The 25923-nt window shown below is 64.8% G+C and carries 24 protein-coding genes and 1 tRNA gene; 11 read left to right on the plus strand and 14 right to left on the minus strand.

The window, feature by feature from the left end:
- Positions 1-26 precede the first annotated feature (26 nt).
- Entirely contained in the window at positions 27-1646 is a 1620-nt protein-coding gene (gene cimA, locus OO015_RS03180) for a citramalate synthase (protein ID WP_265939709.1), read from the minus strand.
- A gap of 276 nt (positions 1647-1922) precedes the next feature.
- Entirely contained in the window at positions 1923-3527 is a 1605-nt protein-coding gene (locus tag OO015_RS03185; protein ID WP_265939711.1) for a thiamine pyrophosphate-binding protein, read from the minus strand.
- Between the two features lie 594 nt (positions 3528-4121).
- On the opposite strand from OO015_RS03185, the gene OO015_RS03190 reads away from it, so the two are divergent.
- On the plus strand, positions 4122-4625 hold the full coding sequence (locus OO015_RS03190) for a polysaccharide deacetylase family protein (RefSeq protein ID WP_265939713.1): 504 nt from the start codon (positions 4122-4124) through the stop codon (positions 4623-4625).
- A gap of 3 nt (positions 4626-4628) precedes the next feature.
- Here OO015_RS03190 and OO015_RS03195 read toward each other — a convergent pair whose 3' ends face one another.
- Complete coding sequence (locus tag OO015_RS03195; protein ID WP_265939715.1) at positions 4629-5345, minus strand: MBL fold metallo-hydrolase; 717 nt, start codon at positions 5343-5345, stop codon at positions 4629-4631.
- Between the two features lie 119 nt (positions 5346-5464).
- Positions 5465-5728 (minus strand): SWIM zinc finger family protein, encoded by a 264-nt coding sequence (locus OO015_RS03200; RefSeq protein WP_265939716.1) that lies wholly within the window; start codon positions 5726-5728, stop codon positions 5465-5467.
- A gap of 289 nt (positions 5729-6017) precedes the next feature.
- On the opposite strand from OO015_RS03200, the gene mobA reads away from it, so the two are divergent.
- The 3 genes from mobA to OO015_RS03215 are packed head-to-tail and all read left to right on the plus strand — an operon-like array spanning position 6018 to position 9116.
- A complete protein-coding gene (gene mobA / locus OO015_RS03205) occupies positions 6018-6659 on the plus strand; it encodes a molybdenum cofactor guanylyltransferase (protein ID WP_265939718.1) in 642 nt (213 codons plus the stop codon).
- Positions 6656-8290 (plus strand): gamma-glutamyltransferase family protein, encoded by a 1635-nt coding sequence (locus OO015_RS03210; protein ID WP_265939720.1) that lies wholly within the window; start codon positions 6656-6658, stop codon positions 8288-8290. The genes mobA and OO015_RS03210 overlap by 4 nt, the downstream gene beginning before the upstream one ends.
- Before the next feature lie 13 nt (positions 8291-8303).
- Positions 8304-9116 carry an SAM hydrolase/SAM-dependent halogenase family protein gene (locus OO015_RS03215; protein ID WP_265939722.1) on the plus strand — a complete coding sequence of 271 codons (813 nt, stop codon included), beginning with the start codon at positions 8304-8306 and terminating at the stop codon, positions 9114-9116.
- Between the two features lie 375 nt (positions 9117-9491).
- Here the strand turns inward: OO015_RS03215 and OO015_RS03220 are convergent, their stop codons facing one another.
- Together OO015_RS03220 and miaB are read right to left on the minus strand one after the other, a co-directional pair.
- Complete coding sequence (locus OO015_RS03220) at positions 9492-10382, minus strand: tetratricopeptide repeat protein (protein WP_265939724.1); 891 nt, start codon at positions 10380-10382, stop codon at positions 9492-9494.
- Between the two features lie 24 nt (positions 10383-10406).
- The gene (miaB, locus tag OO015_RS03225) at positions 10407-11780 is read right to left on the minus strand and encodes a tRNA (N6-isopentenyl adenosine(37)-C2)-methylthiotransferase MiaB (protein WP_265939726.1); all 1374 of its coding nucleotides are present in this window, start codon (positions 11778-11780) and stop codon (positions 10407-10409) included.
- Positions 11781-11979: 199 nt separating this feature from the next.
- Between miaB and OO015_RS03230 the strand changes: the two genes are divergently transcribed.
- Both OO015_RS03230 and OO015_RS03235 read left to right on the plus strand, forming a co-directional pair.
- Positions 11980-12753 carry a hypothetical protein gene (locus OO015_RS03230; RefSeq protein WP_265939728.1) on the plus strand — a complete coding sequence of 258 codons (774 nt, stop codon included), beginning with the start codon at positions 11980-11982 and terminating at the stop codon, positions 12751-12753.
- 11 nt (positions 12754-12764) lie between these two features.
- Complete coding sequence (locus tag OO015_RS03235) at positions 12765-13619, plus strand: helix-turn-helix domain-containing protein (RefSeq protein ID WP_265939729.1); 855 nt, start codon at positions 12765-12767, stop codon at positions 13617-13619.
- Here OO015_RS03235 and OO015_RS03240 read toward each other — a convergent pair.
- The 5 genes from OO015_RS03240 to OO015_RS03260 form a co-directional block, all read right to left on the minus strand.
- Complete coding sequence (locus OO015_RS03240) at positions 13610-14539, minus strand: diacylglycerol/lipid kinase family protein (RefSeq protein ID WP_265939731.1); 930 nt, start codon at positions 14537-14539, stop codon at positions 13610-13612. The two genes, OO015_RS03235 and OO015_RS03240, sit on opposite strands and share 10 nt — an antisense overlap.
- The gene (locus OO015_RS03245) at positions 14536-15705 is read right to left on the minus strand and encodes a Vms1/Ankzf1 family peptidyl-tRNA hydrolase (RefSeq protein WP_265939733.1); all 1170 of its coding nucleotides are present in this window, start codon (positions 15703-15705) and stop codon (positions 14536-14538) included. The genes OO015_RS03240 and OO015_RS03245 overlap by 4 nt, the downstream gene beginning before the upstream one ends.
- Positions 15706-15986: 281 nt before the next feature.
- Entirely contained in the window at positions 15987-16307 is a 321-nt protein-coding gene (locus tag OO015_RS03250) for a hypothetical protein (protein WP_265939735.1), read from the minus strand.
- Between the two features lie 11 nt (positions 16308-16318).
- Entirely contained in the window at positions 16319-17530 is a 1212-nt protein-coding gene (coaBC, locus tag OO015_RS03255; protein ID WP_265939737.1) for a bifunctional phosphopantothenoylcysteine decarboxylase/phosphopantothenate--cysteine ligase CoaBC, read from the minus strand.
- Entirely contained in the window at positions 17488-18126 is a 639-nt protein-coding gene (locus tag OO015_RS03260) for a DUF2085 domain-containing protein (RefSeq protein WP_265939739.1), read from the minus strand. Before OO015_RS03260 ends, coaBC begins: the two co-directional genes overlap by 43 nt.
- 81 nt (positions 18127-18207) lie before the next feature.
- On the opposite strand from OO015_RS03260, the gene OO015_RS03265 reads away from it, so the two are divergent.
- The 4 genes from OO015_RS03265 to OO015_RS03280 all read left to right on the plus strand — a co-directional run bounded on the left by OO015_RS03265 (position 18208) and on the right by OO015_RS03280 (position 21301).
- Positions 18208-18281, plus strand: a tRNA-Glu gene (locus tag OO015_RS03265).
- Positions 18282-18590: 309 nt separating this feature from the next.
- The gene (locus OO015_RS03270) at positions 18591-19583 is read left to right on the plus strand and encodes a sugar phosphate nucleotidyltransferase (RefSeq protein ID WP_265939741.1); all 993 of its coding nucleotides are present in this window, start codon (positions 18591-18593) and stop codon (positions 19581-19583) included.
- A 3-nt stretch (positions 19584-19586) separates the two neighbouring features.
- Positions 19587-20507: a 50S ribosomal protein L11 methyltransferase gene (gene prmA / locus OO015_RS03275; RefSeq protein WP_265939744.1), complete on the plus strand. Its 921-nt coding sequence runs from the start codon at positions 19587-19589 to the stop codon at positions 20505-20507.
- Positions 20504-21301 carry a 16S rRNA (uracil(1498)-N(3))-methyltransferase gene (locus tag OO015_RS03280; RefSeq protein ID WP_265939746.1) on the plus strand — a complete coding sequence of 266 codons (798 nt, stop codon included), beginning with the start codon at positions 20504-20506 and terminating at the stop codon, positions 21299-21301. The genes prmA and OO015_RS03280 overlap by 4 nt, the downstream gene beginning before the upstream one ends.
- Here OO015_RS03280 and OO015_RS03285 read toward each other — a convergent pair.
- Positions 21252-22973 carry an ABC-ATPase domain-containing protein gene (locus OO015_RS03285; protein WP_265939748.1) on the minus strand — a complete coding sequence of 574 codons (1722 nt, stop codon included), beginning with the start codon at positions 22971-22973 and terminating at the stop codon, positions 21252-21254. The genes OO015_RS03280 and OO015_RS03285 overlap by 50 nt on opposite strands.
- 104 nt (positions 22974-23077) lie before the next feature.
- Here OO015_RS03285 and OO015_RS03290 point away from each other — a divergent pair, with 104 nt between their 5' ends.
- Positions 23078-23839 carry an alpha/beta fold hydrolase gene (locus tag OO015_RS03290; RefSeq protein WP_265939750.1) on the plus strand — a complete coding sequence of 254 codons (762 nt, stop codon included), beginning with the start codon at positions 23078-23080 and terminating at the stop codon, positions 23837-23839.
- Between the two features lie 8 nt (positions 23840-23847).
- Here the strand turns inward: OO015_RS03290 and OO015_RS03295 are convergent, their stop codons facing one another.
- Both OO015_RS03295 and rho read right to left on the minus strand, forming a co-directional pair.
- Positions 23848-24294, minus strand: coding sequence for a hypothetical protein (locus OO015_RS03295; protein WP_265939752.1), 447 nt, complete (start codon positions 24292-24294; stop codon positions 23848-23850).
- Between the two features lie 33 nt (positions 24295-24327).
- Complete coding sequence (gene rho / locus OO015_RS03300; protein WP_265941012.1) at positions 24328-25575, minus strand: transcription termination factor Rho; 1248 nt, start codon at positions 25573-25575, stop codon at positions 24328-24330.
- Positions 25576-25923: the final 348 nt, after the last annotated feature.

Genomic DNA, 25923 nt, shown 5'->3' on the forward strand with positions numbered 1-25923 from the left:
CACCACCTGCCCCGCCTCATTCTGCCTCACGGTGCGACCGGTACCAGCTGCGGGATCCTCGCCGCGACCTCAGGTCGCGTCACCAGCGGGTAGGCGAGGCTATCTGCCAGTGCGAGCCACGACGCTTCGATGATGTTTTCCGACGACCCGACCGTGTTCCAACTGCCTTGGGCATCTCCGGAGCGAATCCAGACGCGTACTTTGGCTCCTGTCCCGTGGTGGTCGTCCAGCACGCGCACCTTGTAGTCCTCGAGCTCGACCTTCGCGATCTCCGGGTAAAACTCCTGCAGAGCCTTACGCGTGGCACGGTCGAGCGCATTCACCGGCCCGTTTCCTTCTGCTGCGGTGTGGAACACCTGGTCGCCGACCCGCAGCTTCACCATCGCTTCGGCGAGCATGCCACGTCCGTTGCGGTACTCGGTCAGCACAGTGTAGTCGAGGACTTCGAAGGGAGGCCGATAGTCCGGCAAGTTCCGCCGGATCAGGAGCTCGAGTGACGCATCGGCGTCTTCGAACCAGTACCCCTGGAACTCCAATTCCTTGATCTGCTCCAGGACGCGCCGCACCACCTCCGGCTTGTCGGAGAGTTCGATCCCGAAGCTCCGCGCCTTGACGATGATGTTGCTGCGGCCACTCAACTCGCTCACCAACACGTGCCGCGTATTCCCGACGACTTCCGGAGGCATATGCTCATAGGCTGACGGATGTTTGGCGATCGCGTTGACGTGCAGTCCTGCCTTGTGGGTGAACGCGAAGGCACCGACGAACGGCAGGCGCGGATCGTGCGTGAGGTTCGCGACCTCGGCCACGTAGCGAGACGTTTCGGTCAGCTTGCGCAACTGTCCCGGTGGCAGGCACCGGTAGCCGAGCTTGTACTCGAGGATCGGGATGATCGAGCAAAGATTGGCATTCCCGACTCGCTCACCGAGCCCATTGATCGTTCCCTGGACATGCGTCGCACCAGCCAGTACTGCCGCGATACTGTTCGCGACCGCCAGCTCGCAGTCGTTGTGCGTGTGGATCCCGACCGTGCAGGAAACCGCAGCGATCGCGTCACGGACAGCTCGTACCAGGGGATCGGTCAGTGTGCCACCGTTGGTATCGCAGAGCACGACAGCATCGGCACCGGCATCGCAGGCGGCTCGGAGCACCTCAAGCGCGTACTCGCGATCCTCGGCGTACCCATCGAAGAAGTGCTCGGCATCGAAGATGACCTCGCGCCCAGCCCGCTTGAGGTAGGCAACCGACTCCGCCACCATGCGGAGATTCTCCTCGAGCGTCGTCCCGAGGATCTCGCGCACCTGGAACGACGATGCCTTGCCGACGATCGTGACCGTCGGCGTTTCGGCAGCGAGCAACAGTCGAAGATTCGCGTCGTCCTCGACGGCGATACCAGCCCGACGCGTGCTCCCGAATGCCACGATCCGCGCATGCTTCCACTGCTCGTGGCGAGCGCGCTCGAAGAACGCCATGTCCTTCGGGTTCGAGCCAGGCCAACCACCTTCGATGTAGGCAACGCCCAGCTCGTCGAGCGCGCGGGCGATCTTCAGCTTGTCCTCGGTAGTCAGCGAGACGCCTGAACCCTGCGTCCCGTCGCGCAGCGTCGTGTCGTAAATCGCCACCCATCGTCCCTCGTGCTCGTTCATGACCCTCCTCCAGACACCTGGCGGCCTCCCCGCGTCGGGGAGGCCGCCGTCACTCCGTTCGCGCTGATTACTCTTTCACACGCCTAGGGCTCGACCCTCCCCAACGCCGCATACCCCGCCACGCGGGGCCGAATGATCGAAATAATCGCGATCGTCAGGTCGGGCCAGCGAGCCATCGGCGCCACACCCTCCAGTATTCCCTCGTAGCCTAAACCATGCTCCGTCGTTTGTCAAGTACGACGATCCACGGCTGACCGGATACTGCCGTCTCCGCCGTCAGACTGGAAAGTCGATCGGCACCTCGATCAACGTCGGCCGGGATCGGTTGAGCGCGGCGGTGACAGCCTCGGTGAGCATGTCCGGGGATGTCGCTCGAACGGCCGGAATCCGATACGCCTCGGCCAGACGCAGGAAATCGGGATTCACGAGGTCGACCGCGATGAAGCGACGCCCGTACGAGCGGGCCTGCTCGTCCTTCACAGCCGTATAACTCGCATCGTTGAAGAGGACGATCGGGATACCGAGCTCGAACTGTACCGCTGTCGCGACCTCCTGCATGGTGAACTGGAAGCCACCGTCACCGACGAGTGCGACTACGGCCGCCTCCGGGCGCGCGATTTTCGCACCGATCGCCGCGGGCAGCGCGAAGCCGAGTGTCCCGTAGCCGGTCGGGAAGAGATAGGTGCGGGGTTCGTAGACCGGATAGTGCCGGTTGCCGACGTACGCCATCATCGTCATGTCGTTGACCAGGATCCCGTCGCGTGGCAGCGCCGCGCGGAGCGCCCGCAGCCACTCGGCGTGCTCGGCGCCCCACGCCTGTTCGAGCGCTGCGCGCTTGCACGCTGCGAGTTCCTCCACCGACCAACCCGAGCGCGAGATGCCGCGTGACGCCAGTGCCTCCAGCAACGCACGCGCAGCCGCCCGCACGTCAGCGAGGATGGCGAGACTCGGCGGATACTGGCGCAAAATCTCGCCCGCGTCGATATCGACGCGGATCCGGCGCTCCGGTAAGGGCAGCTTGCCGTTCTCGGTGTCCTGAGCCCCGAGCTTGGAACCGAACACGATGGCCAGATCGGCCTGCCGGAGCAGGCGATCGACCGGATTTCCAGCCTCCCAGAGATTGCCGAGGCAGCGCGGGTGATCCTCCGGCACGGCCCCCTTCCCCTGGATCGTCGTGAGCACTGCCGCGCCCAGACGTTCGGCGAGTTCGACGAGTTCAGCACTCGCGCCGCTCGCCACCGCCCCGCCCCCGCAGTAGATAACGATGCGTTCGGACGCTTCGATCGCAGCGACCGCAAGCTCGACCGCCCCTGAGCTCGGTTGCGGTGCAATCCGCGCCGGTTGTTCCAGATGCGCAAGATCGATCTCACCCGTACCTCGGAGCACGTCGAGCGGGACTTCGACATGGGTCGGCCGGGGACGACCGTTGATCGCCTGGCTGAACGCCTCCCGGATGAGGGTCGGCACCTCCGGGACGCCGCGGGCGCGATCAGCCCACTTCGTGAGCACACGCATGATGCCGAGCTGGTCCCGGCAGTCGTGCAGGTGTCCGAGCATCTGTCCCTGCCAGTCCTGCTCGACGTTCGAGGCGATGACCACGAGCGGCGAGGAGTCCGCGTAGGCCTCCCCGACCGCAGTAGCGATGTTCGTCACGCCCGGGCCAGTGATGACGATCGCGACACCTGGCTTCCCGGATACCCGCGCATACCCGTCCGCCATGAAACCAGCACCCTGCTCGTGCCGAGCGAGAATGTGCCGGATCGGTGACGAATACAGTGCGTCGTAAATCGCCAGCGTGTGCACGCCTGGGATGCCGAACACGACCTCAACGCCTAACCGCTCCAGTGTGCGTACGACTGCCTCGCCACCGTGCACTCGCATCGGATCCCCCATCCATCCTGTGCCGATCAGCGTCGCGATTATAGAATCCGGGCGAGCGGCAGCATACGTCGCTCGCGTCAACCTGGAGTTCGAGGGGGACGGACACGCCAGTGGGGGTACCGAAGGCTGTGCGGCGCATCACGCACCTCCTCGTCCTGTTCTTCTCTTCTCGGCAGTCGTCCTCGTGTCACCGGCTACCTCGGCACCCGTGCGGATCACGCGTCCAGTGCGCCCAACCGTGGACGCACCGAGGTCGCTTCACCAGCTGCGGGCAGCGAGTTCACGGAGGAGCCACCGGATCGCCCACCCCCAGTCGAGCCAGGGCGCAACCACCTCCCTCAGTGAGCGACCAACACCCCTTCTACCCACTCCGGGATCGACCGCCGCGTCGCCGACACCGGTCCCACACCCCTTCACGGATCCCGTACCGATCCTCATGTATCACTACATCCGGCCTCTCCCCGGACCGGAAGACCCGATCGGGCGTGGCCTTTCGGTCGATCCGGAGTCGTTCCGCGACAGCTGCACTGGCTCGCGCCCCACGGCTATACGCCCATCACCCTATCGGAACTCGCTGCGCTGCGGCAGGGTACGATGCCAGCGCCTCCCAAGCCGATCGTGCTCACCATCGATGATGGCTACCGCGATTTTTACGAGAACGCCTGGCCGATCTTACGCTCCTATCACTTCCACGCGACCGTGTTCGTCATTACCGGTTTCCTCGATACGCCGCGTTACCTCACCTGGGACATGGTGCGGGAGCTGGATCGTTCTGGCCTCGTCGAGATCGGAGGCCACACCGTGCACCATGTCGATCTCACCCAGGCTTCCGCCGAGAGCCTTGTGCAGGAATTGACTGACTGCCAGCGTGCGCTCAGCGAAGCACTCGGCCATCCGGTGGTATCATTCGCCTATCCGGCGGGCAAATTCGACAGTCGGGTCGAGGCAGCTACGGCACACGCCGGCTACCGCATCGCGGTGACGACGCAGCCCGGATGGGCAAAGGCCGATGACGATTGGCTCGCACTGCCGAGAGTACGCGTTCGGGGCGAGATGAGCCTCGAGGAGTTCGCTGCGCTGCTCACCGGTTCGCGCTGACGCTCAGGCACCGGCTCCGCGTGGTTCGCAGATCCTGACTTCCGCGACCCCCTGTACGAGCGCGGCGAGCCGTCTGGCATCCTCGACAGAGCCGACGATCGCCCCGTAATGCATCGGGATCACCACACGCGGCTTCAGCATCCGCACCGCTTCTGCAGCTTCCTCAGCGGTCATAACGTACGTGCCGCTGACCGGGAGAAACGCATAATCGACCGGACCGAATTCGGCCATCTCCGGAATCGCGTCGGTATCGCCAGCGAAGTACCAGGTCACCGAGCCGACTCGGCAGATATACCCCACATGCTCGCGCTCGCGCGGATGGAACGGAACACCAGGACTGCGGAACTTGTTGAGGTTATATGCTGGCACAGCTCGCACCTGGAGTGGCCCGTGCGCAATCTCCTGACCAGGCCGTATCACATGTACTGGTGGAAGAAGCCCTTCGCCTTGTGCGGCTGTCGGATTGACGATGAGGAGCGTCCGCTCAGGATCGCGTATCTTCGCGACGTCGGTGGGAGAGCAGTGATCGAAGTGCTCGTGACTGATCAGAATGACATCCGCACTCGGCTCACCGTCCGGAATCCGAAACGGGTCGTGATAGATCCGCAACCCGTCGACGTCGATACGGAACGCAGACTGTGCGTACCACGTCACGTCGAAAGACATCCATACCCCCTGTTCGGTACCACTGGCCACGCGCCACACGGTCGACGGACTCATGCAAGGATCCCCCGGCCCCGCTCGAGCGCCTTTCCAGCAGGGGACCCCAACGATTTCCCGTCAAGGGCACTCACTCGGCACCGAGTCGGCGCCCCCTGAGTTCGGTCGTGCTCGGCGTATTACAGGACAGGCTCAGCGGGTTCAGCTGGACGCGGAGCGAGAAGGCCGAGCAAGCGTTCGACCGCCATGATATGGCTGCATGTACCGAGCCCGAGCGCTTCGAACGAGTGGCAGGTGCAGAACCACGTTCCCTGCTCGAAACGCACGTCGTAGACATCGTGATCGCCACGGAACCGGATATGCAGGGACTCGATATGAGCCCGATCCGGTTCAGCAGCGTACCGTCGAGCCTTTTCGATCTTGCTGATCAGGCTCGAGTTCATCGCACCGCTCCTTTCTTCCTCTTCCCTCGGGCCCACGTTACCTCTGCCGAAGCAACAGCACAAGCGCGTCGAGGTATACTGCCCTCGCGCCTACACCCCTCAATTGCTGGACCTCTGCTCATGGTGAGGCCCTCTCGACTGGGGATCGCTCCTTCCAGTATAGCGGACACGGCATCCGGGGGACAATCGCTGTCCACCATCACGTCCCACACCGGGCTACGCAGCGGGCGCCGGCGACGGTCTGCTGCATGCACGGGCGATTGCGCTACACTCGCGCTCGGAGGAAAGCATGCAGGCGAGTATCGCTCTCCTCGCTGGCGGACAAAGTCGACGCATGGGGCGCGATAAGGCGCTCCTCGACTTTCTGGGAGAGCCGCTGCTCGCACGCATGATCCGTCGCGTGCGCCCGTTGACCGACGATCTGTTCATCGTCGCGTCCGATCGGCCGGAGTACGAGCAGTTCGGAGTGCCGGTGGTACCGGATCGCTTTCCTGGCTGTGGCCCTCTCGGTGGCATCGATACGGCCTTGCACGCCGCGCGCCACGACTACTGTCTCGTGCTCTCCTGCGACCTTCCCTTCGTCAATCCTCGCTTGCTCGCCGCACTGCTGGCCATCCCACGCGACTATGATGTCCTCGTCCCCGTTCGGTCGATCCGCACCGACCAGGGCGGAGACGAGACCTTCGAGACCTTGCATGCCGTCTACGCCAAGACCTGCATACCGGCGATCGAGCGATGCCTCGCCGAGAGCCGCTACAAGATCGTCAGCTTCTTCTCGTCCGTTCGGGTACAGCGCGTCGAAGAAGCGTTCGTGCGGTGGTACGACCCTGATCTCCTTTCGTTCCTGAACGCGAATACGCCCGAGGCTTATGCGCAGGCACTCGCGTTGGCGCGTCGCGTACTGGATCGTGGAGGCGGAGACGTGCCATGAGGAGTCGCATCGTACCGGTTTTCGCCGAGCGAGCCGGAAGGCCGGTCGTGATGGGTCGCCGCTGGGCGATCGCCAGTGGCCATCCTGTCGCCACCTGGGCAGGCGCACGCATGCTGGAACGAGGTGGTAGGGCCATCGATGCGGCTCTCGCGATCGCTGCTGCGCTGAATGTCGTCGAACCGCACATGTCCGGCCTGGGTGGCGATCTCGCCGCATTGGTCATCGACTCCCGCACGGGTCAAGCATGGGCGATCGACGGGATCGGCCTGGTTCCGCTCGAAGCCACCCCGGAACGCTTTCGCGACGGTATCCCCGAGCATGGGCCACTGACCGTGGCGGTACCGGCTGCCGCCCGAGCCTGGGAACTCCTCTATACCCGCTGGGGCACACTCCCCCTTCGCGAGATACTCGCGCCGGCGATCGAACTCGCCGCTGACGGCTTCCCGGTGAGTCACAACCTGTCCGCCTACCTCGCTGCGTATACCGATCGCTTGACGACAGACGAGTGGGCGGCACGCACGTTCGTTCCCGCGGGCCGTCCGCCTCAACCCGGTGACATCCTCCGGCAGCCGCACTTGGCGCGGACGTTCGAAATCCTCGCGACGGCCGGGTTCGCCGAACTGTATCGCGGTCGATTGGCCGAGCAACTGGTCCGCTCCCTGCGACAAGCGGGTGGTGTCCTTTCCACCGAGAGCCTCGCGCTGGCAGAAGCGAAACCGGAGCCACCGCTCCAGCTCGGATATCGGGAGTGGACCGTGTGGGCACCACCATCGAGCATTGGAGCGCAGGAACTGCTTCTCACGCTCGCTCTGCTCGATCGCTTTCCCGTCGCGGGCTGGAAGCCGCTCTCGGCTGAACTCCTGCACGTCATGATCGAAGCCACGAAGCTCGCCGAAGTCGAACGCGAACGCTGGACGGCGAACTCGCACGCGCCCACCCCGCTCCCGGCCGAGGCGCTCGATCCTGCTCACGCGCAGGCGCTCGCCAGAACGATCGATCTGCGCCGAAGCACGCCACGCCACGCCGCGGAACGACGCGAGCGAACCGCGACGACCGCATTCGTGGTCGTCGACAGCACGCGACTCGCGATCGTCGGAACGGCGAGTCTACATGAGCCATTCGGTTCCGGCTTCGTCGCCGGCGACACCGGGATCCTGCTCAATAACGCCCTGGTCTCTCGTACCCTCGACCCGCAGGCACCGTATCGTCTCGCTCCTGGGAGCCGTGTCCGCCACGCGCTGAGCCCTATCGCGGTGACAGGCAACCGGACGCTGATCGGCATCGGTTCGTCGGGTGGCGATGCACAACCGCACGTTCTCGTCCACGTCCTCACCCATCTGCTCGAATTCGGCTTCTCGGCGCAGGAAGCCGTCGAACTCCCCCGCTGGCGCTTCCGCCGCTCCGGCCGAGCAGCGGTTTCGTCCCGGGGTGCCGACGGGCTCGTCGAGGTCGAAGGTCGCCTACCGAATGCGACGATCGAAGGGCTCCAGGCACGCGGGCATCGGGTGGAACGGCTTCCGCGCTGGGGGCCGATCGGCTCCTGCCAACTGGTGCTCCGCCGCGGAGATCGGGACATCGCGCTCGAAGCGGCAGCCGACCCGCGGAGCGATGCCTATGCACTCGCCTGGTGAAGGGCAGCGACCGATGGAACAGGAATGGCGAGCGACCGGGATCGTCACGTTCCTGAGTGACTACGGCATCCAGGATAGTTATGTCGCTCAAGTCAAAGGGGTCATGCTCGCTCGCCATCCAGGCCTGACGATCGTCGACATCAGTCACCTGATTCCGGCACAGGACATCCTCGAGGGGGCCTTCCAGCTCGCGACGTGCTGGCGTGTCTACCCATCGGGAACGGTGCACCTCGCCGTGGTCGATCCGGGAGTCGGTACCAGCCGGCGGCCGGTCGCTGTGCTCGCCGACGCGCACCTCTTCGTGCTCCCGGATAACGGGTTGGTGACCTTCGTGCTCGAAGAGGCACGTTCCGTGCAGGCGTGGTCACTCGATCGGAGCGAGTTCTTCCGGCACCCCGTCTCCGCGACCTTCCATGGCCGGGACATCTTCGGACCGGTCGCTGCAGCCCTCGCCTCCGGCACGTCTCCCGAGCGTGTCGGGTCCCCCGTCGATCCCGCGACGCTCGCACGCTTGCTTCTACCCGCCCTCGAGGTCGCAGCTGACGGTGTGCGCGGTCCGATCGTGTCGATCGACCATTTCGGCAATGCCCGAACGCTCATTCGACCCGAGCACCTACCGGCACCACCCGAGCGCCTGACCGTAACCTGTGGTTCGCTCCACATCCAGGGCATCTCCCGGACGTTCGGCGATGTGGAACCGGGGCAGCCGGTTGCCTACTTCGGCAGTCACGGTGGACTCGAACTCGCTGTCCGCAACGGGAATGCAGCACAACAGTGGCATCTCGTACGTGGGATGCTCGTCGAAGTTCGACGGGTCAGGCGGTGATGATATACTGCGTTGGCGAGCGGAAGGCTCAGGGGCAGATCAGTATGGGACGCGTGAACACACGGAAGCCGCGACGCAAGACAGCGAAGCGCACAGCGCGTTCGATTACTCCTGCATCACCGCAGTCTGCAGTACGAGCGACGGGAGTTTCCCCCATAAATACTGGCAGTGGCATTATCAGTCCGTGGGGTCGGGTCGACGAAGAATATGCGCTCATCAAAGCCGACCTGAAGCGTCTCGCATGGGTCACTGCGTTTCTTCTGCTCGTCCTCTTGGTCTTGACGTCTTTCCTCCGCTGACAGGAGTATGACGAGCAAGACGAGAGGCCGGGCTCGGTCATCGCGAGCCCGGCCTCTCGTGTGGTTCCTCGCACGATCACGTTTCCAGTGACTCGTCGAGATCGAAGTCGGAAATGAGCGACTCCTCGTCCACCGTACTGAGCAACTCCTCCGCGACCGACTCTTCCTCCTCGACAGTCTCCGCCTCGACCTCTTCTGCTTCGAGCATTTCGGCCTCTTCCAGCAGTTCCTCTTCCTCCTCCAGCACCTCCTCGCGGCCGAACGTCTCCGGCAGGTACGGGCGAGGCGGAGCGATCTTCGGCTGCGGCGGGAAGGAGGGTGTGTCGATGAGATGCGGTGCGCGGAATACCTCCCGAAGGATCACGCGCAGCGTATCACCGGTCAACTGCACCACATAGGCACGATAGACATTGCCTTGCCGGACGAGATCGATGAGTCGGCGAGCGATTCGCCCCTCCAGCTGGCCGAGCCGTGTGCCGTCCGCATCGACAACGAACACGGCACTGTCCTGCATGTCGAGAAAAACCTCTTGACCTGGGAAGAGGCGAGCCAAAACGACCGGCGGTGCAGGACGGAGCAAATCGGTCACGTACGTTCGCCCCATCTCTTCCATGAAGACATCGTGTCGCGGTGCTGGACGGCTGCTCGGCATCGGAATGACGCCGTCGGGCGTCTGGCTCACGAGCCACTCGAGCCGTGCGACGTTCCGCTGGGCGATCGGATTGCCCGGCTCGATCTCCAGTGCACGCTGGTAAGCAGCGCGCGCATCCGCCACCCGCCCGAGTTCAGCGTAGGCATGCCCCAGCCGGTTCCACGCTGCCACATCGCGCGGCGCCAACTCGGTAATCTTTTGGTTGAGTTCGACGGCCCGCTGCCAGTTTCCCTGGAAAGCAGCCTGCTTGGCTGCTTGCGTCAGACGTCGCAAGAGCCGACGTTCATGACCGCCCTGGTTCGCCAATGCTGACATCGTTCTCCTCAGCCTCCGTCTCGGTTATCGCGTTGCGCCAGCAGCGACTGATTCTTCGACCGCGACTGGTTCACCGAGCAGGTACCACGGACTCGTCTGCGTAATCCGCACCTGAACGAAGCGACCCTTCCAGTTGCCAGGAGCCTCGAAGAAGACGAGCGTGTTCCCGCGCGTCCGGCCACGCCAGCGACCACGCGCCATCCCGTCGACCAGAATCTCGACCGTCTGTCCCAGGTAACGAGCGTTGCGCTCCCGGGCGATCCGTTCTTGCAAGGCTTCGATCGCCCGATGGCGCCGCCGCTTTTCCTCGCGTGGCACATCGTCGACCCAGCGAGCCGACAAGGTTCCCGGCCGCGGGGAGTACATCGCGACATGCACCTTGTCGAACCGGATCTCTTCCAACAGGCGATAGGTGTTCAGGAACTGCGCTTCCGTCTCGCCCGGAAAGCCCACAATGATGTCGGTCGAGAGCGTCACGTCCGGGATCAACTCGCGGATGCGTGCGATCCGCTCACGGTACTCGTCGACCGTGTAATTCCGCCGCATTCGACGCAGCACCTCGTCGTCACCGGCCTGCACCGGGAGGTTGACGTGCTCGCACACCTTCGGGAGATCGGCGATCGCCTGAATCAGTTTGTCGCTGAAGTACTTCGGATGCGAGGTGAGGAAGCGGATCCGCTCGATGCCGGGAACCTCATGCACGCGTGCGAGCAAATCCGCGAGATCCGGCTGCCCAGGCAAGTCGTGACCATACGCGTTCACTGTTTGCCCGAGCAGCGTCACTTCGCGGACTCCACGCGCAGCCAGCCGCTCCACTTCCGCGACCACCTGTTCGACGGGGCGACTGCGCTCGCGCCCGCGCCGGTACGGAACGATGCAATAGGAGCAAACGAAATTGCAGCCATAGATCACCGGCACGAAGGCCGTCACATCCGGATCGGACTGTCCTTCGTAGTAGTGGGGCAACTCGACGAGGTCGACATCGACCTCGGCCAGTTCCGGCACGATCTCGACGAGCCGCTCGAACTCGGACGGCCCGTACCACAGATCGACCCACGGGTACCGCTCGGCGAGACGCCGCTCCTGACCAGCGACGAGACACCCGGTCACCGCGATGCGGACATGCGGCTTGCGCCGCTTGAGCCTCGCCAGCGCACCGATATAGCCGAGCGCCTTGTCCTCGGCCTGCTGACGAACGACACAGGTATTGACGATGACGACATCGGCATCCCACTCACGCACAGCTGGCAGATAGCCGGCCTGACGCAAGAGCGCTGCCGCTTTTGCCGACTCGGCCTCGTTCATCTGGCAGCCGATCGTCCAAATGTGAAAACGCTTGACTCCGGGGATCTCCGCGGTTACCTGGGCCTGTCGAGGTTGCAATTGTACGAGCTGCATGGAATCTCCCTCCACAGGCGCACGGCGCCCGTGTCCTCGATACAGTCTACCAGTATAGCCGAAAAACCAAGGGCAGGGGTCAGCTGCAGTCGCGTCACCCGGTACCTGTGCTAGGATACTCGGTCGAGGGGATGGCCGACGAACCGAGCGCTCCGCGGCGTCGGGAACGGCGCCCGCTCCATGCCCTGAGGAGGACGGTATGACACAGCGACGCTGCGGTACCTGCCGGTATTTCGAAGAGGGAGGACTCGCAGGATCCGGATGGTGCCGGCACCCGAAGCGTCAGGGGCTCCAGCATATGGTCTTCGTGCGCCGCGGCGAACTTGCCTGCCGCACCGGTTGGGACGAAGACCTCTGGGAACCGCGCGAGCATCTCGACCGAACCGAAGCAGCGAGCGTGGCAGGTTCCTGGGCCTGGCATTCCGATCGCCGCTCGACTGAGGATCTCGACACGGCTTTCGAACCGCCGGTTCCACCACGTTGGCACGCGACCGAACCATTCGACGAGCGGCCCGCTGCCGAGCCTGCACTCGACCATGCGCGCACTGGCCGGAGCGGCGAGACGGAACCGTTCCCGCTCCTTAGCGAGCACACGGGCGACATGGCAGCTCCGCTCGATCGAGTGGAAGAGGAACCGACCACCGAACCTACTCTCGACGACGTTTCCCCCGATGCGCAAGAGATTCTGGCCGCTCTTCCGCGCATCTGCCGCACCTGTCGCGATTTTCGCCCCTCAGGCGATGGCCGCACTGGTTGGTGTGCCAATCCCTACGCGTTCCCGGAGCGACGGCAGGTCATCGCTGATACCTTGGCCTGTGCCAGTACGCTCGGCTCGTGGTGGCTCCCCAGCGACGACTGGTGGTTGCAACACGCCGATATTTCGCATCACGGGCAGCCGACTCCGCACGTCGATGAGTTCCTTCGTCAGCTGCTCAGCGAACGGCTGGAACGCCGCCGGCGCGCGAGTTCGTGAGGCAGTGAGCGATGGGCGAGTTCGGCGAATTGCTGCGGAATGCCCGGGCATACCGCGGGGTCTCCCTGACCGATGCTGAGCGGGCGACACGCATCCATCGCCGGTACCTCGCTGCACTCGAGCAGGAAGCGTTCGACCAGCTGCCGCCGCTCACCTACGCGCGAGGCATCGTGCGCATCTATGCGCAATATCTCGGATTGGACCCCCTGACCGTTCTCGCGAAGTTCGAGGAGGCTCACGGTCAACGGAGCATGGGGTTCCGCGTTGTCCCCGCTGTCCGGCAAGTCCGCGAGCCGATGGCGCATTGGGCCCCCAACTTCGCCGTCATCGTGTTCATGCTCGCGATCTCCGCCATCGTTTTTGCGCTGGTGTACACGACCTATCTCGCGCCGCGCGAGCAACCTACGCCGACGCTCTCTGCCAGTAGAGACATCGGGGAGACTCCTTCCGTCGCGTCGACACCGACGGTCGGATCTCCCGCAGCAGCGCGGACCTCGACGGCCATACCGGAGACACCCACTCCCGGCACGCTGGGGCTGAGAACCACGGCGCCGACAACACAACCCACAGAAAGCCCTGCACCCGTCACTCCGACAGCCGCTCCCGTTGAGGCAACGCAACCTTCTCCACCGCCGAGCGAGGAGCACACGTTCGAGATTCTCGCGCAAGGTCGCGTCTGGGTGCAGGCAACCGTCGATGGCCAAACCGTGTTGGCCGAGGTGCTCGAGCCCGGTACGAGACGAGTGTTCCGGGGACAGACGATGACGGTGTCGTCCGGTAACGCACCGCTGGTTCGAGTCATCATCGACGGGGAAGACCGTGGTCCCCTCGGCCAGCGCTGGGACGAATCGGCGACCTATCCGTAACGGTTCGCCCGCTCTTCGCCGACCCCGCGACTGAAGGCTGGAACGACAGCCGTCAAGGCAGCCGGTTCGATCGTGACAGACAACGCTGACAGGTCAGGGTAGGGGTCCCCGTCGACTTCGACCGGCGCTCGTCCGCATGGGGTGATCGACACCTGCTGGCCACGCCAGCGGCGCACCGATCGCGCGCGCCAGAGACGGCCGAGTGCGGCCCACGTGAAGACCTCGACCCAACCCGCGAGACTTCCCGGTGTCAACGCGAGGACATCGAGAGACCCATCGCTGGGATCGATGTCAGGGCCGAGCCGGAAATACGGATGGACCAGGAACGAGCCGTTGGCGACCAGCACGGTACGAGCCGTGACTTCATGACGTGCGCCGTCGATCTCGATCGTGAACGACCAGGGCCCGTCACCGAGATGGCGAAGACCAGGGATCAGGTAGCTCCGCCAGGCGAAGAAGCGCTTGACGCCTGGCGAAGCGTCCGCCACGATCTCCGCATCGATACCGACTCCACCGAGAAAGAGCAGGACGCGATCTGCGGAAATCCGCCCCACATCCAGCCGGCGGTAGCGCACGGGACCGGTCAGCGCATGCGCTGCTCGGATCGGATCGGCCGGCAAGCCGAGCAGCTGTACCACATGGTTCGTCGAACCACCGGGCAGGACACTGAAAGACGAACCGGAACCGGCAACCGCAGCGGCAACGCGACTGGCTGTCCCGTCACCACCGAACGCGACGACGAGGTCGGCACGTCCAGCCGAGCGGCGAGCCAGTGCGTATATCTCCTCCGGCGACCGCCCGATCTCGACGGTGACGGCGAACCGGCGCGCGAGGACTCGTGCAATACGTTCGACAGTGCTGGCGCGCACGCGTCCGGCACCGGCATTCGCGATCAAGGCGAGTGACGGGTGCGCTCTCATGCTGTCGCCGGTGCTCCGATGCGGTAACGGAGGATCGCGCCGATGCCACCGTACGGTTCGAGCTGCGCTCGCAGTTCTGGCTCGGTGATGAAGACGAGATTCGCGTTCTGCCGGTACGCCTCGGCATAGACTTCCGGAACGATGTTCTCGCGCTGGCGCACCGGGCCGCTGCAGAACGCGCACTCGGTTGCCTCGCTCCCGATCGGCTGCAGCGCTCCACAACGGAGGCAGTATCGCCCCGGCGCACGCAACTGATCGTCGACGACGAGTGCGTTCACGTTCTGCATCTGCACCACTTCGACGACACGGTCGAGACCGACGACGGCCATATCCTGGCTCAGCGCTTCGGCCAGGACGAGTTCGACGTAGCGCTGCTTTTCCTGCCGCTGCCACGCAGCGACGATGCGTCGCGTCTCTTCCAGCACTTGCTTGGCGTTCGCTTCCATCAAGCAGTTGAAGGAGCCGACGTAGCGCTCGTGAAGGTACGGGTGCAAGCCATCCACGAAATCGGCCACCACTTCATCCGGCCCAGCAACGACGAGGAATCGGAAGGGATCTTGTTCGAAGAGCTCGAACAGCACTTGCCCGACCCGCTGGAAATGCTGGCGAACATGGTCTTCGATGTGGCGCGCGAAACGTGCTTGCGACCAGCCTCCCTGCCCATGCTGGCCTGGTACCTCTTCGTCCAGGCGAACCGCTACTTCTTGGAAATTCACGAGATGCCCACGGAAGATGCGTGCACGATCGCGGGAGATCAAGCACGTACAGACCGGTTCGAACATCTCGACTACCCGCACGAGCCGGCCGATGACCGGTCGAAAATCGAGATCGACTTCGTTCCCCACTTCGCGCGGCACGTGAAAGACCTGCCAGATGCCAGCCCGGCTACTGGCGAAAAGCGCCACTCCTTGCCCGAACTCGTCACCGTGATCGCGGAAGAACGCACGGATCCGCTCGACGTCCTCGTCGACCGCCTGGCTCTGCGGGCGCGTCAGACCGAGTTGCTCTTTTGCCCGGTCCAGATCGCGAAGCAAATTCTTCAAGCGGATCGAATAGTGATCGTCAGTGATGTGTTCCTTGTCGATGCGCAGATAAAGGCTGATGATCGGCCACTCGTCGCTGCGCAGCGCCCCGAGCCCCTCGACGTCACGTCGTGTGATCTCCACGCTCTACCCTCCCCATACCCGATGGTCGAACTCGCCACTCTTCGCTGTCTTGCTGTCAATCTTCCGTGGCCTCCTCAGGGCCGAACAAACGCTCGACGATGTAGTTCGCAAGCCAGGTTGCCGCGGCTGCGAGCACGAGATTCAACACACCCCGCACGAGATTTCTGACCATCGACCGGCTACCCCTCTTCCGCACGACGACGCTCCAGCCCGCGACGTCCCATTTCGTCAGCAGTCTACCATGCCACCCGGCACCGTTTCGCGCTGCACCCATGACCACGTTAGCGACCGGATCGCTCGCGCGACCACCCGGCCAAGACACCGAGCACGCTGAGCGCCAGTACACCGGACACCAGCACGGCAAACAGGTCAGGGAGAACGGGAAGCGTCCCGACCACCGGTATCGCCGTGAACGGGAAGCCCAGCCACCGGTGGAACGCGGTCAGCGAACCGCTCGGGTCACCCATCACCGCCGCATAGACCCGGAGACACCAGCGCCCGACCAGGAGGGCCCAATAGACCGAGACAGCGAACATCGTCCAGTCGGCCAACCGCGTGGCCAGGCGCCCCCGCCGACGCGTGCGACGAGTTCGGACCGGCATCATCGAGCTGCTCATCCGATTCCCGTGCCTGTTCCTGCCTCCAAAAGGAGCTGAATGGCGTCCCAGATACGCTCAGCGACCTCGTCCTTCGGCAACTCGGGCAACACCTCCGGCGGTTTTCCCGGGCGCAGCAGGAACACCTGGGCCGTATCGGCACCCATCGTCCGCCGAGCATCGTTCAAGACCAGGAGATCGAGACCTTTCCGCTCCAGTTTCTCTCGCGCATGCTCCAGGAGCCGTTCGGTCTCGGCCGCAAAGCCCACTTTGACGAGCCCCGGACGGTGAATGCTCGCCAGAATGTCCTCGGTCGGCTCGAGTTCGAGGACGAGCGATGCCTCCCGCTTCTTGATCTTCTCGCTCGCTGGGGAGCGCGGCCGGAAATCGGCTACCGCAGCGCACATGACGAGGACGTCCGCGCTCGCGGTCATTTCCTGGACAGCGCGGGCCATTTCGGCTGCTGTCTCCACCTCGATCCGCTGCACGCCGTACGGTGCGGAGAGGCACGTCGGACCACTGACGAGCATCGTCGTCGCACCGCGGTCACGAGCCACCTCGGCAAGTGCGTAACCCATCTTTCCGCTCGAATAGTTGCTGAGGAAGCGGACCGGATCGATCGGTTCGCGTGTCGGCCCCGCCGTCACGACCACCCGGCGACGGCGGAGTGGCCCATCGCGCCCGAGAACCTGCCGGACCGCCCCGAGCAGCTCGTCCGGCTCGGCCATCCGACCTTCACCGATCATCCCTGAGGCGAGCGATCCGTGATGCGGCCCGACGATCGTCACGCCGCGTGACCGGAGGAGTTCGAGGTTCGCCTGCGTTGCCGGGTGCCGGTACATGTGGTGGTCCATCGCGGGCGCGACGATCAACGGTGCCGGGCAGGCGAGCGCGGTGAGGGTGACCGCATCGTCGGCGATGCCGTGGGCCAGTTTGGCCAGTGCATCAGCCGTGGCAGGTGCCACGACCATCAGATCGGCCAGTGCCCCGAGCGTGACGTGCCCTGCCTGCTCGCCCTGCCAGACGCCGACCGTCGAGACCTGTACCGGCCGCCTGGTGAGCGCCTGGAACGTGAGCGGTCCGACGAAGTCGGTCGCAGCCGGAGTCATCACCACATCGACGACTGCTCCACCCTGGAGCAAGCGCCGGACGAGCTCGGGAACCTTGTAGGCAGCGATCCCCCCGGTTACGCCGACGACGATGCGCTTGTCTCGCAAGATCCTCGGCACGATGCCTCCTCTGTGACGGCCGGTCGTTCGGACTCCAGTCGTTCGCGGCGCGCCAGCACGGCGCGGATCTCCGCGAACCCGACTTCGAGCCGAGGATAGACGAACCAGACGACAGCGAGTGCGAAGAGCGTGCCAGTGAAGAGGCGCAACTGCCACGTACTCTCCCGCAGCCCGACGAGTTGCGTCGTCCCGTCGAGCGCCACCGGCAACGCGAGCAGGACGGCCCCCCGCCAGGACAGAGGTGGCAGGCGATGACGCACGAGCACGAAAACGAGACCGAGGACGAAGACGCCCACGTAAATCGCGAGGTCACGCTGGCAGTACGCGACTTGCTCCCCGAAGAGGAAAAAGCTGCGATCCGGACGCTGGTGGCAGACGAACCGGTAGGCAAAGTAAATGGGCGCCGCGAGCTTCGGATGACCGGTCGCCACCAGCCACGGTGCGAGCAGCGGTAGAGCAGCGAAGAGGCCCGTGAGGAGATTGAGGGTTGCGAGCCAGTGTCGAGCCCAGATACCGACCAGACGATCGACCGCGCGTTCGAAGCGGACGTGCCGCAGGGCGCCCGGTTGGACGACCGACGCTCGGCTGTCTTGCATGTGCCGCCTCCTGGCGAATCGAGCGAGCTTTGACGAATCGCTGCTGCGAAGTTTATACTCAGATGGATTGTGCGGGTGCACGCCCCCATCGTCTAGAGGCCTAGGACACCACCCTTTCAAGGTGGAGATCGCGGGTTCGAATCCCGCTGGGGGCACCGCTCGCTTCCATCGCTCCGTCTCGGAAACTGCCCAGGCCGGGATCGCGTGTCGGTTCGTCGGGTTCGCTCTGCGCGTTACACGAGCCATTCGTTCCAGCGCTCATACGTGAGTGCTCCGCCTGCTCAGCATCCCGTCGAGTGTCCATGTGTGGAGACTCAGCATACCGGTGCGTCAGAGCGGCACCTACGATCCATCCCGAACGACGAGTGTGTTCTCGATGACTGGTCGTCCAGCATACTCCTCTGCAGCAACACCACGCGCCGGCGACGCCGGACGGCCGGCAGTCTGACCGAGGAGGTGTACGGATGCACGTCGTCATTCCGGTGGCAGGCCTGGGAACGCGGCTTCGTCCCCATACCTGGAGCAAGCCGAAGCCGCTCGTCACGGTTGCCGGAAAACCGATCCTCGGCCATGTCCTCGACCGGCTCCTGTCGCTGCCACTCGAACGCGTCGTCTTCGTCACCGGTTACCTCGGCGAGCAGATCGAGGACTACGTGCGATCGCACTACCGCTTCGAGGCACTCTTCGTCGAACAGCCCGAACCGCTGGGACAATCCCATGCGCTCTTGCAGGCGAAAGGGCTCATCGACGGGCCGACTCTCGTCGTCTTCCCGGATCTGATCTTCGACGCCGATCTCGAGTCGCTCGTCACCTGCACCTGGGACGGTGTGGTCTTCGTGAAAGAAGTCGACGATCCACGCCGCTTCGGTGTCGTGATCGTCGAAGACGGTCGCATCGTTCGGCTCGTCGAGAAGCCCCAAACGCTGGTCAGCCATCTCGCCGTCGTCGGGGTCTATTACTTCCGCGATTTCGCTGACCTGATCGACGCCATCGAGCAGCAGATCGCCGAAGACCGCCGGCGGGGAAACGAATATTACCTTGCCGAGGCGATCCAGATCCTGATCGATCGCGGTCGCACCATCGTGGCGCAACCAGTTTCGGTCTGGGAGGACTGCGGCACGGTCGAAGCCCTGCTGCAAACCAACCGCTTCCTCCTGGAGCGCCAGTCCCAGGAACATCCCACCTTCCCGAACAGTGTCGTCATTCCACCGGTCGTCATCGACCCCAGCGCGACGATCGAACGAGCGGTCGTAGGGCCCTACGTCAGCATCGGCGCCAGCGCTGTCGTCTCGCGCGCGATCGTCACTGACTCGATCATCGACGAAGGTGCAACGATCGACGGCGTGATGCTCCATCGCTCGATCGTCGGTCGCAGAGCACGCGTGGCCGGCGACTTCCTGCGCGTCAATGTCGGCGACTCCTCGGAGATCGCCTTCGCACGGCAGGACGAGGGTTGACCGATGCGGCCACGCTGGATCGAAGTCTCGGTCGAAGCCGACGCGGAATCGGCCGATGCCGTCAGTGAGCTCTTCGCTCGCTTCGGCTACCAGCAAGGCGTCGCGGTCTTTCACCCAGTGGCGCAGGATGCGGATGGCGAGCACGCCACCATCGACCCGGCGGCACCGGTCCGCATCGTCACCTACCTCCCGCTTGACGAACGGGTCGACGAGACGATCGAAGCGTTGCGGCGTGGGCTGTGGCACCTCGGCCAGCTCGGCACGGTGGGAGAACTCCGGCTGCAGACCATCGCCGAAGAGGACTGGCAGGAAGCCTGGAAGCAGCATTTTCCCGTGACCCGCATCGGCCGGCGCTTGGTGATCCGACCATCCTGGTTGCCCTACGATGCCACCGCTGCTGACCTCGTGATCGATCTCGACCCCGGTATGGCGTTCGGCACGGGACTACACCCGACGACCCAGCACTGCTTGCTCTGGCTCGAGGAGCTGGAGCTGGCCGGCAAACAGGTGCTCGACGCCGGGGCCGGCTCCGGCATTCTCTCCATCGCCGCACTCAAGCTGGGTGCCGCGCACGTCACGGCGTACGAGATCGACCCGGTGGCGGTCGAGGTGCTCCGGGAAAACCTCGCCCGCAACGGTGTGCTGGATCGCGTGAGCGTCCGACAGGCCGACGTCACACGCGATCTCGATGCGCACGAGCGCTTCGATCTCGTCCTGGCCAACATCGTCGCGCGTGTGCTCATCGAAGCCGCACCGCGGCTCGTCCGCGCAGCGCGTCCCGGAGCCCGGCTCGCCCTCAGCGGGATCATCGAGCAGCACGAGGAGGCGGTCCGTTCTCGTTTCCGGGCGCTCGGCACCGAGCTTCTCGACCGCAAGCAGGACGGCGATTGGGTCAGTTTGCTCGTCCAGCGGACACGACCATGAGCCGCCGTGGCCATCGCTTCTACATTCCCGAGCCCCTGCACAGTGGCGAGCGCGTCGAGCTTCCCGAGCGCGTTCGCCATCAGGTCACGCGCGTGCTCCGGCTGCGTGTCGGCGACCAGATCGTGCTGTTCGATGGGCAGGGTCTCGACTACCGGGCTGTGCTGGTCGCCGTCAGTCCGGAGCGGGTCATCGCGGAGATCGAGGATGCGCAGCCGTCGCGGCCGCTTCCGTGCCCACCGATCTCGCTGGCAGCTGCATTGTTGCGTCACGATCACTTCGACCTCGTGGTCGAGAAAGCGACCGAGCTCGGTGTCGAGCGTATCCTCCCACTCCGGACGCACCGCGTGGTGGTCCAGCTCGACGAGCGCGCAGTCCACAATCGATTGGCGCGCTGGCAACGGATCGCGATCGAGGCGAGCGAACAATGCGGCCGGGGCGTTGTACCCTTCATCGATCCGCCCTGCTCGCTGGCTGACGCGCTCGAGCGGTGTCGTGGCCACCGGTTGATCGCCTTCTGGGAAGCGGAGCGCATTCCATCGATCGTCGAGGACTCGTTCGAGCCCACGACCCCTGTTGCACTCTTCGTCGGCCCTGAAGGAGGCTGGACCGACGACGAGATCACGCTGTTGCGTACGCATAATGCCGCGCCACGCTCCTTAGGCCCCTTGATTCTCCGCGCCGAGACAGCGGCCCTCGCTGGGATCGTCGCGGTACGGGCCCGGAGCAGTGCGCCCACCTCGCCCATCAGCGATCCGGCCGGAGCTGGCGAACCTCGAGCGTGCGCAGGCGGTTGAGTGCAGCAGCGAGCTCGAAGCGGCGTGGACGCGCGAAATCCCCCGGATGCCCCCGGAACGGGGAGAGGACATCCAGTCCGTGGCGATCGATCGCTGCCTCGAGCAAGTCCAAGATGGCTGCCAGCGGACGGCGGCCGTCGATGAATCCCTGCTCGAGCGCATAGACGAGCGCCAGGCCGATCGCTCGCGTCTGGCTCGGATCGACGATCTGCTCGACATGACTGAGGTCGATCGACTCGTACCCGAACGCGACCTCTTCGGTCCCGTACGCTTTCACGCGCGTCCGGTCCCGCCGTCGCGGGTCGATGCTCTCCGGCACTGGCACCCGCGCCACGACACCAGGCCACAGGTCAGGCGGTTCGAAGTGCCCATCGCCGTGCCGCTGGGCAAGTGCACGGGCCCTCTCCGTGACATCTTCCGGACGGTAGGAACGCATCCAGATGACGGTGTCGGCAACATGCAGATAGTCCCCGGCGCCACCCATCACGAGCACGGTCGAGACGCCGGCAGCACGATGCAACTGCCGGACCCGATCGATGAAGGGCACGATCGGTTCGGCATCGGCGGGAATGAGCTCGCGCATCAGATGGTCGCGAATCATGAAGTTGGTCGCGCAGGTATCTTCGTCCATCAAGAGAACCCGCGCACCGACTTCGAGCGCTTCGAGAATATTGGCAGCTTGCGAGGTCGAGCCGCTCGCATCGTCACTGGTAAAGCATTCCGTCGAGTGCCCGAGCGGCAGGTTCCGGATGAACGCCGAGAGGTCGACCCCAACGACGCGGCGACCGTCCTCGGAGCGGATCACGACGGCATCGTTTCGCGTGACGACCCGCTCGCGCCCATCTCCGGGGATGTGGTTGTAGACCCCGCGGGCGAGTGCTTCCAGGAGCGTGGACTTGCCGTGGAAGCCACCGCCGACGATGAGCGTCACCCCCTCGGGGATCCCCATCCCCCGAACCGGCCCACTGTGGGGAGTCACCAGCTCGACTTCGAGGCTCGGCGGTGGTTCGAAGGGAATCGCTCCCTCGCGCAACGGTTCCTGGCTGACTCCGGACCGGCGCGGGAGGATCGCACCGCGTCCGACGAAAGCGACGAGCTGGTGGTCTGGCAGCTGCGCCCGCAGGGCTTCCGCATCCTCGACCACAGCGATGAACTGCTCGGCCTCAGCGGACGCCTGGCGGTCGAGCTGCAACGTGGCCCGCGCGATCTCCGGAAGCAGATCGGCCAAGAGCTCCTCGGCTCGATCGCCCAGGATCGTTCGCCCGGCCGCGGGGAGTCCGACGGAAAGACGCAGTTCGACACGCTCCTCGGTGATCAGGCAAGCCGTTCGCTCGAGCACCTCTTGTCCACCAGCGTCGATCGCGATGAGTCCGGAGCGGCCCGTACCGGCACGCCGTCGCCCCAGGCGATCGATGATCCGCTGCGCCCGACGGGCCAGGAAGTCTTCGAGCGCGATACGCCGCACCCGGCTGGAGACATCTGGGAGAGCGAGGCGGTGCCGTTCGACGATCAGCCGGACGCGCGACGGTGGTGCGTACGGGTCTCCCTGGACGTGATCGATCGCGAGGACGACATCTGCCGCGCGGTACAGCCCCCTGATCTCCTCGTAGGCCTTGTATCCGCGCCGGTCGATGCGTCGCAAGGTGGAACGAAGCACCCCGATGTCCCGCACGGTGTCCCCTCCCCCTGACCGCCTGCCGCGAGTATAGTGCCAACCCGGGAGCCAGTCGGCACCCCATGGAGTGGCGATCGTCGAGGAGGGAGCGAGGGAACCGAATGCCGTACTGGGCGCTGAACGCCGTGCGCATCTACTACGCTCGCGCGGGATCGGGAGTACCTGTCCTTCTCCTGCATCAGTATTTCGGGACGCACGAGAGTTGGCTCGCCCTCTTTGACCTCCTCCGGAGGCACTTCGACGTCATCGCTCCAGACCTGCGTGCCCACGGCCGGACGAGCGATCCCGGCGGGCGGCTGACACTGCCCGGATTCACCGAGGACATCGCGGAGCTGGCACGCGCGCTCGAGATCGGGTCGGCACATCTCGTCGGCGCGAGCCTCGGGGCGATGGTCGCAGCACGTTTGGCGGTGACGCGAGCGATCGAAGCACGCTCGCTCGCTCTGATCGGTGCACCGAATTTCGCTGCTCCGTCGACGACCGAGTACACCCGCTCGATGATCGAGGAGATCTTCCCTGCGAACGAGGAGGAATATGGTCACCTGCACCGGGCGCACGGCCCGCACCACGCACGGGAGCGACTGCTCCACACCTTCGCGCAGGACAGTATCGACCGTCCCCGCGAGATGCAGACGTGGTACGAAGGACTGGAGGGACTCGACTGCCCGATCCTCCTCATGGCTGGCGACAACGATCCGGTCTCACCGGCCTCTTGGGTGGTCGAGCTCGCCAGCCGTCTCGGGCACGGGGAAGTCTGCCTCCTACCGCGCGCCGGCCACTTCCCACACCGGAGCGTGCCCCACCTCGCCGGAGGGGTGCTGCTCGACTTCTTGCTCCGAGCCGAGCGAGAAGCAGCCCCGTGACTCCCGCCTCACATCCCACCCGGGCGCAGACGCTCGCCGAGGATGAAGGCGACCTGTCCGAGGACGAGGACGAACAGCGCGACCGCGAGCAGGACTACAAGCAACCGCCGCGACAGTCCCGCGCGGATCCCGAGATAAAGCGCAGCCACCAGCGGCGCACCCATCAGCGCTGCATAGTGCGCGATTTCGACGCCAGTGCCGACCCCGCTCGGTGCGCTCAGTCCGAAGCCACGTGCCCCGGCCGGGAGCACGAGAACCGAGAGGATCAAGCCGGCCAACGGGAGGACGGTGGCGACTACCTTGTCGAGCAGCCGCCACCGCGGGTTCGCCCACGCCAACAAGACACCGACCGGCCAGATGACAGCGGTCGCGCCGACCGCGACGGCGATCAGGAAGTCCTGGTCAGTCCACTCGCGCTGTGACGCATCGTGCGACGGCAGTGACTGTTGCTGCATCACGACAGGGCCTCTGCATCACTCGACCGTGTCTCACAGATCCTTGTGCAACGTCGCGAGGAACTCCGCGTTGTTCTGGGTACGAGCCAAGCGGCCGAGTACCAGCTCCGTTCCGTCGGTGCCACCGAGCATCGACACCATGCGCCGCATCGTCCAGACCTGCCGCAGCGTCTGCTCGTCCAGGAGCAGCTCCTCACGCCGAGTACCGGAGCGCTGGATATCGATCGCTGGGAAGATGCGCCGCTCGGCCAGCTTGCGGTCGAGGTGCAGCTCCATGTTCCCGGTACCTTTGAATTCCTCGTAGATCACGTCGTCCATCCGGGAACCGGTATCGACGAGACAGGTCGCGATAATCGTCAGGCTCCCACCGCCCTCGATATTCCGCGCGGCACCGAAGAAGCGCTTGGGCGGGTAGAGCGCGACCGGATCGATACCTCCGGAGAGCGTCCGGCCGCTGGGCGGGACACTCAAGTTGTAGGCACGCGCGAGACGGGTGATCGAGTCGAGCAGGATCACGACATCCATCCCGCACTCGACCAGGCGCTTCGCCCGCTCGAGCGTCATCTCGGCCACCCGAATGTGATCCTCGACCGGCTCGTCGAACGTCGAGGAGATCACCTCACCGTCGACCGAGCGCCGCATATCGGTCACCTCTTCCGGACGCTCGCCGATCAGCAGGACGATGAGGTGAATGTCCTTGTAGTTGGTCGTGATGCCGTTCGCGATGTGCTTGAGCAGTACCGTCTTCCCAGCCTTCGGTGGCGAGACGATGAGACCGCGCTGCCCGCGCCCGATCGGGGCCACCAGGTTGACGAGCCGCGTCGACAGGATGTGCGGCTCCGTCTCCAGATTGATGAGTTCCATCGGGAAGATCGGCGTGAGGCTATCGAAACTCGGGCGCCGCCGCGCTAGCTCCGGATCCATCCCGTTGACGGCATCGACGCGGAGAAGACTGTAGTACTTCTCGTTCTCCTTCGGCGGCCGCACCTGCCCAGCGACCCAGTCTCCCTGGCGCAGCCCGAAGCGGCGGATCTGCGACTGAGAGACGTACACGTCGTTCGGACCAGGCAAGTACCGCTCACCGCGCAGGAATCCGAAGCCGTCTTCAGTGATTTCCAGGACACCTTCGCCGAAGATCCCACCCTCGCGCTCGATCTGCGCGCGGAGGATCTTGTTCACGAGCTCCATCTTGCGGAGCCGGTTCGCGTTGGGAACGCCGAGATCCCGAGCGATCGCCTGGAGTTCTTCCAGACTCTTCCCCTGGAGCTCGGCCGCGGTCAGCGCCGGTGCTTCCTTCACTTCTTCGACCGTGGTCGTCGGATTGCTCGGTACGATGGTTTCCATGGTTTCCGTCCTCCTCGAAGCGGTTCGTTTGGCCACTGAGCTGTTCTCCCTTACTGTCACACGACAACGACGCCTCCTGCGCCTCCCCACGCCGGTGCGCACGATGCACCCGCGAGACGGTCGCAGCACGACGCAGCCCAACGTGTGGTCATAACGAGATCTGTCGGTCGATCAGCGGACAATCAGGAACCTCGACGCTCGATAGTCTTTCGCGTGAAATGCTCTGGTCTCCGGAGTACGATGGATGGCGCAAGACCAGGATGCCACGGAGAGGCACAAGGCGCG

This window comes from Thermomicrobium sp. 4228-Ro, from assembly GCF_026241205.1.
Classification (GTDB): domain Bacteria; phylum Chloroflexota; class Chloroflexia; order Thermomicrobiales; family Thermomicrobiaceae; genus Thermomicrobium.

Bases quoted from the DNA above. Each gene is read 5' to 3' on its own strand.
- cimA (WP_265939709.1), bottom strand. From the start codon at position 1,646: ATGAACGAGCACGAGGGACGATGGGTGGCGATTTACGACACGACGCTG.
- OO015_RS03185 (WP_265939711.1), bottom strand. From the start codon at position 3,527: ATGCGAGTGCACGGTGGCGAGGCAGTCGTACGCACACTGGAGCGGTTA.
- OO015_RS03190 (WP_265939713.1), top strand. From the start codon at position 4,122: ATGCCAGCGCCTCCCAAGCCGATCGTGCTCACCATCGATGATGGCTAC.
- OO015_RS03195 (WP_265939715.1), bottom strand. From the start codon at position 5,345: ATGAGTCCGTCGACCGTGTGGCGCGTGGCCAGTGGTACCGAACAGGGG.
- OO015_RS03200 (WP_265939716.1), bottom strand. From the start codon at position 5,728: ATGAACTCGAGCCTGATCAGCAAGATCGAAAAGGCTCGACGGTACGCT.
- mobA (WP_265939718.1), top strand. From the start codon at position 6,018: ATGCAGGCGAGTATCGCTCTCCTCGCTGGCGGACAAAGTCGACGCATG.
- OO015_RS03210 (WP_265939720.1), top strand. From the start codon at position 6,656: ATGAGGAGTCGCATCGTACCGGTTTTCGCCGAGCGAGCCGGAAGGCCG.
- OO015_RS03215 (WP_265939722.1), top strand. From the start codon at position 8,304: ATGGAACAGGAATGGCGAGCGACCGGGATCGTCACGTTCCTGAGTGAC.
- OO015_RS03220 (WP_265939724.1), bottom strand. From the start codon at position 10,382: ATGTCAGCATTGGCGAACCAGGGCGGTCATGAACGTCGGCTCTTGCGA.
- miaB (WP_265939726.1), bottom strand. From the start codon at position 11,780: ATGCAGCTCGTACAATTGCAACCTCGACAGGCCCAGGTAACCGCGGAG.
- OO015_RS03230 (WP_265939728.1), top strand. From the start codon at position 11,980: ATGACACAGCGACGCTGCGGTACCTGCCGGTATTTCGAAGAGGGAGGA.
- OO015_RS03235 (WP_265939729.1), top strand. From the start codon at position 12,765: ATGGGCGAGTTCGGCGAATTGCTGCGGAATGCCCGGGCATACCGCGGG.
- OO015_RS03240 (WP_265939731.1), bottom strand. From the start codon at position 14,539: ATGAGAGCGCACCCGTCACTCGCCTTGATCGCGAATGCCGGTGCCGGA.
- OO015_RS03250 (WP_265939735.1), bottom strand. From the start codon at position 16,307: ATGCCGGTCCGAACTCGTCGCACGCGTCGGCGGGGGCGCCTGGCCACG.
- OO015_RS03260 (WP_265939739.1), bottom strand. From the start codon at position 18,126: ATGCAAGACAGCCGAGCGTCGGTCGTCCAACCGGGCGCCCTGCGGCAC.
- OO015_RS03270 (WP_265939741.1), top strand. From the start codon at position 18,591: ATGCACGTCGTCATTCCGGTGGCAGGCCTGGGAACGCGGCTTCGTCCC.
- prmA (WP_265939744.1), top strand. From the start codon at position 19,587: ATGCGGCCACGCTGGATCGAAGTCTCGGTCGAAGCCGACGCGGAATCG.
- OO015_RS03280 (WP_265939746.1), top strand. From the start codon at position 20,504: ATGAGCCGCCGTGGCCATCGCTTCTACATTCCCGAGCCCCTGCACAGT.
- OO015_RS03290 (WP_265939750.1), top strand. From the start codon at position 23,078: ATGCCGTACTGGGCGCTGAACGCCGTGCGCATCTACTACGCTCGCGCG.
- OO015_RS03295 (WP_265939752.1), bottom strand. From the start codon at position 24,294: ATGCAGCAACAGTCACTGCCGTCGCACGATGCGTCACAGCGCGAGTGG.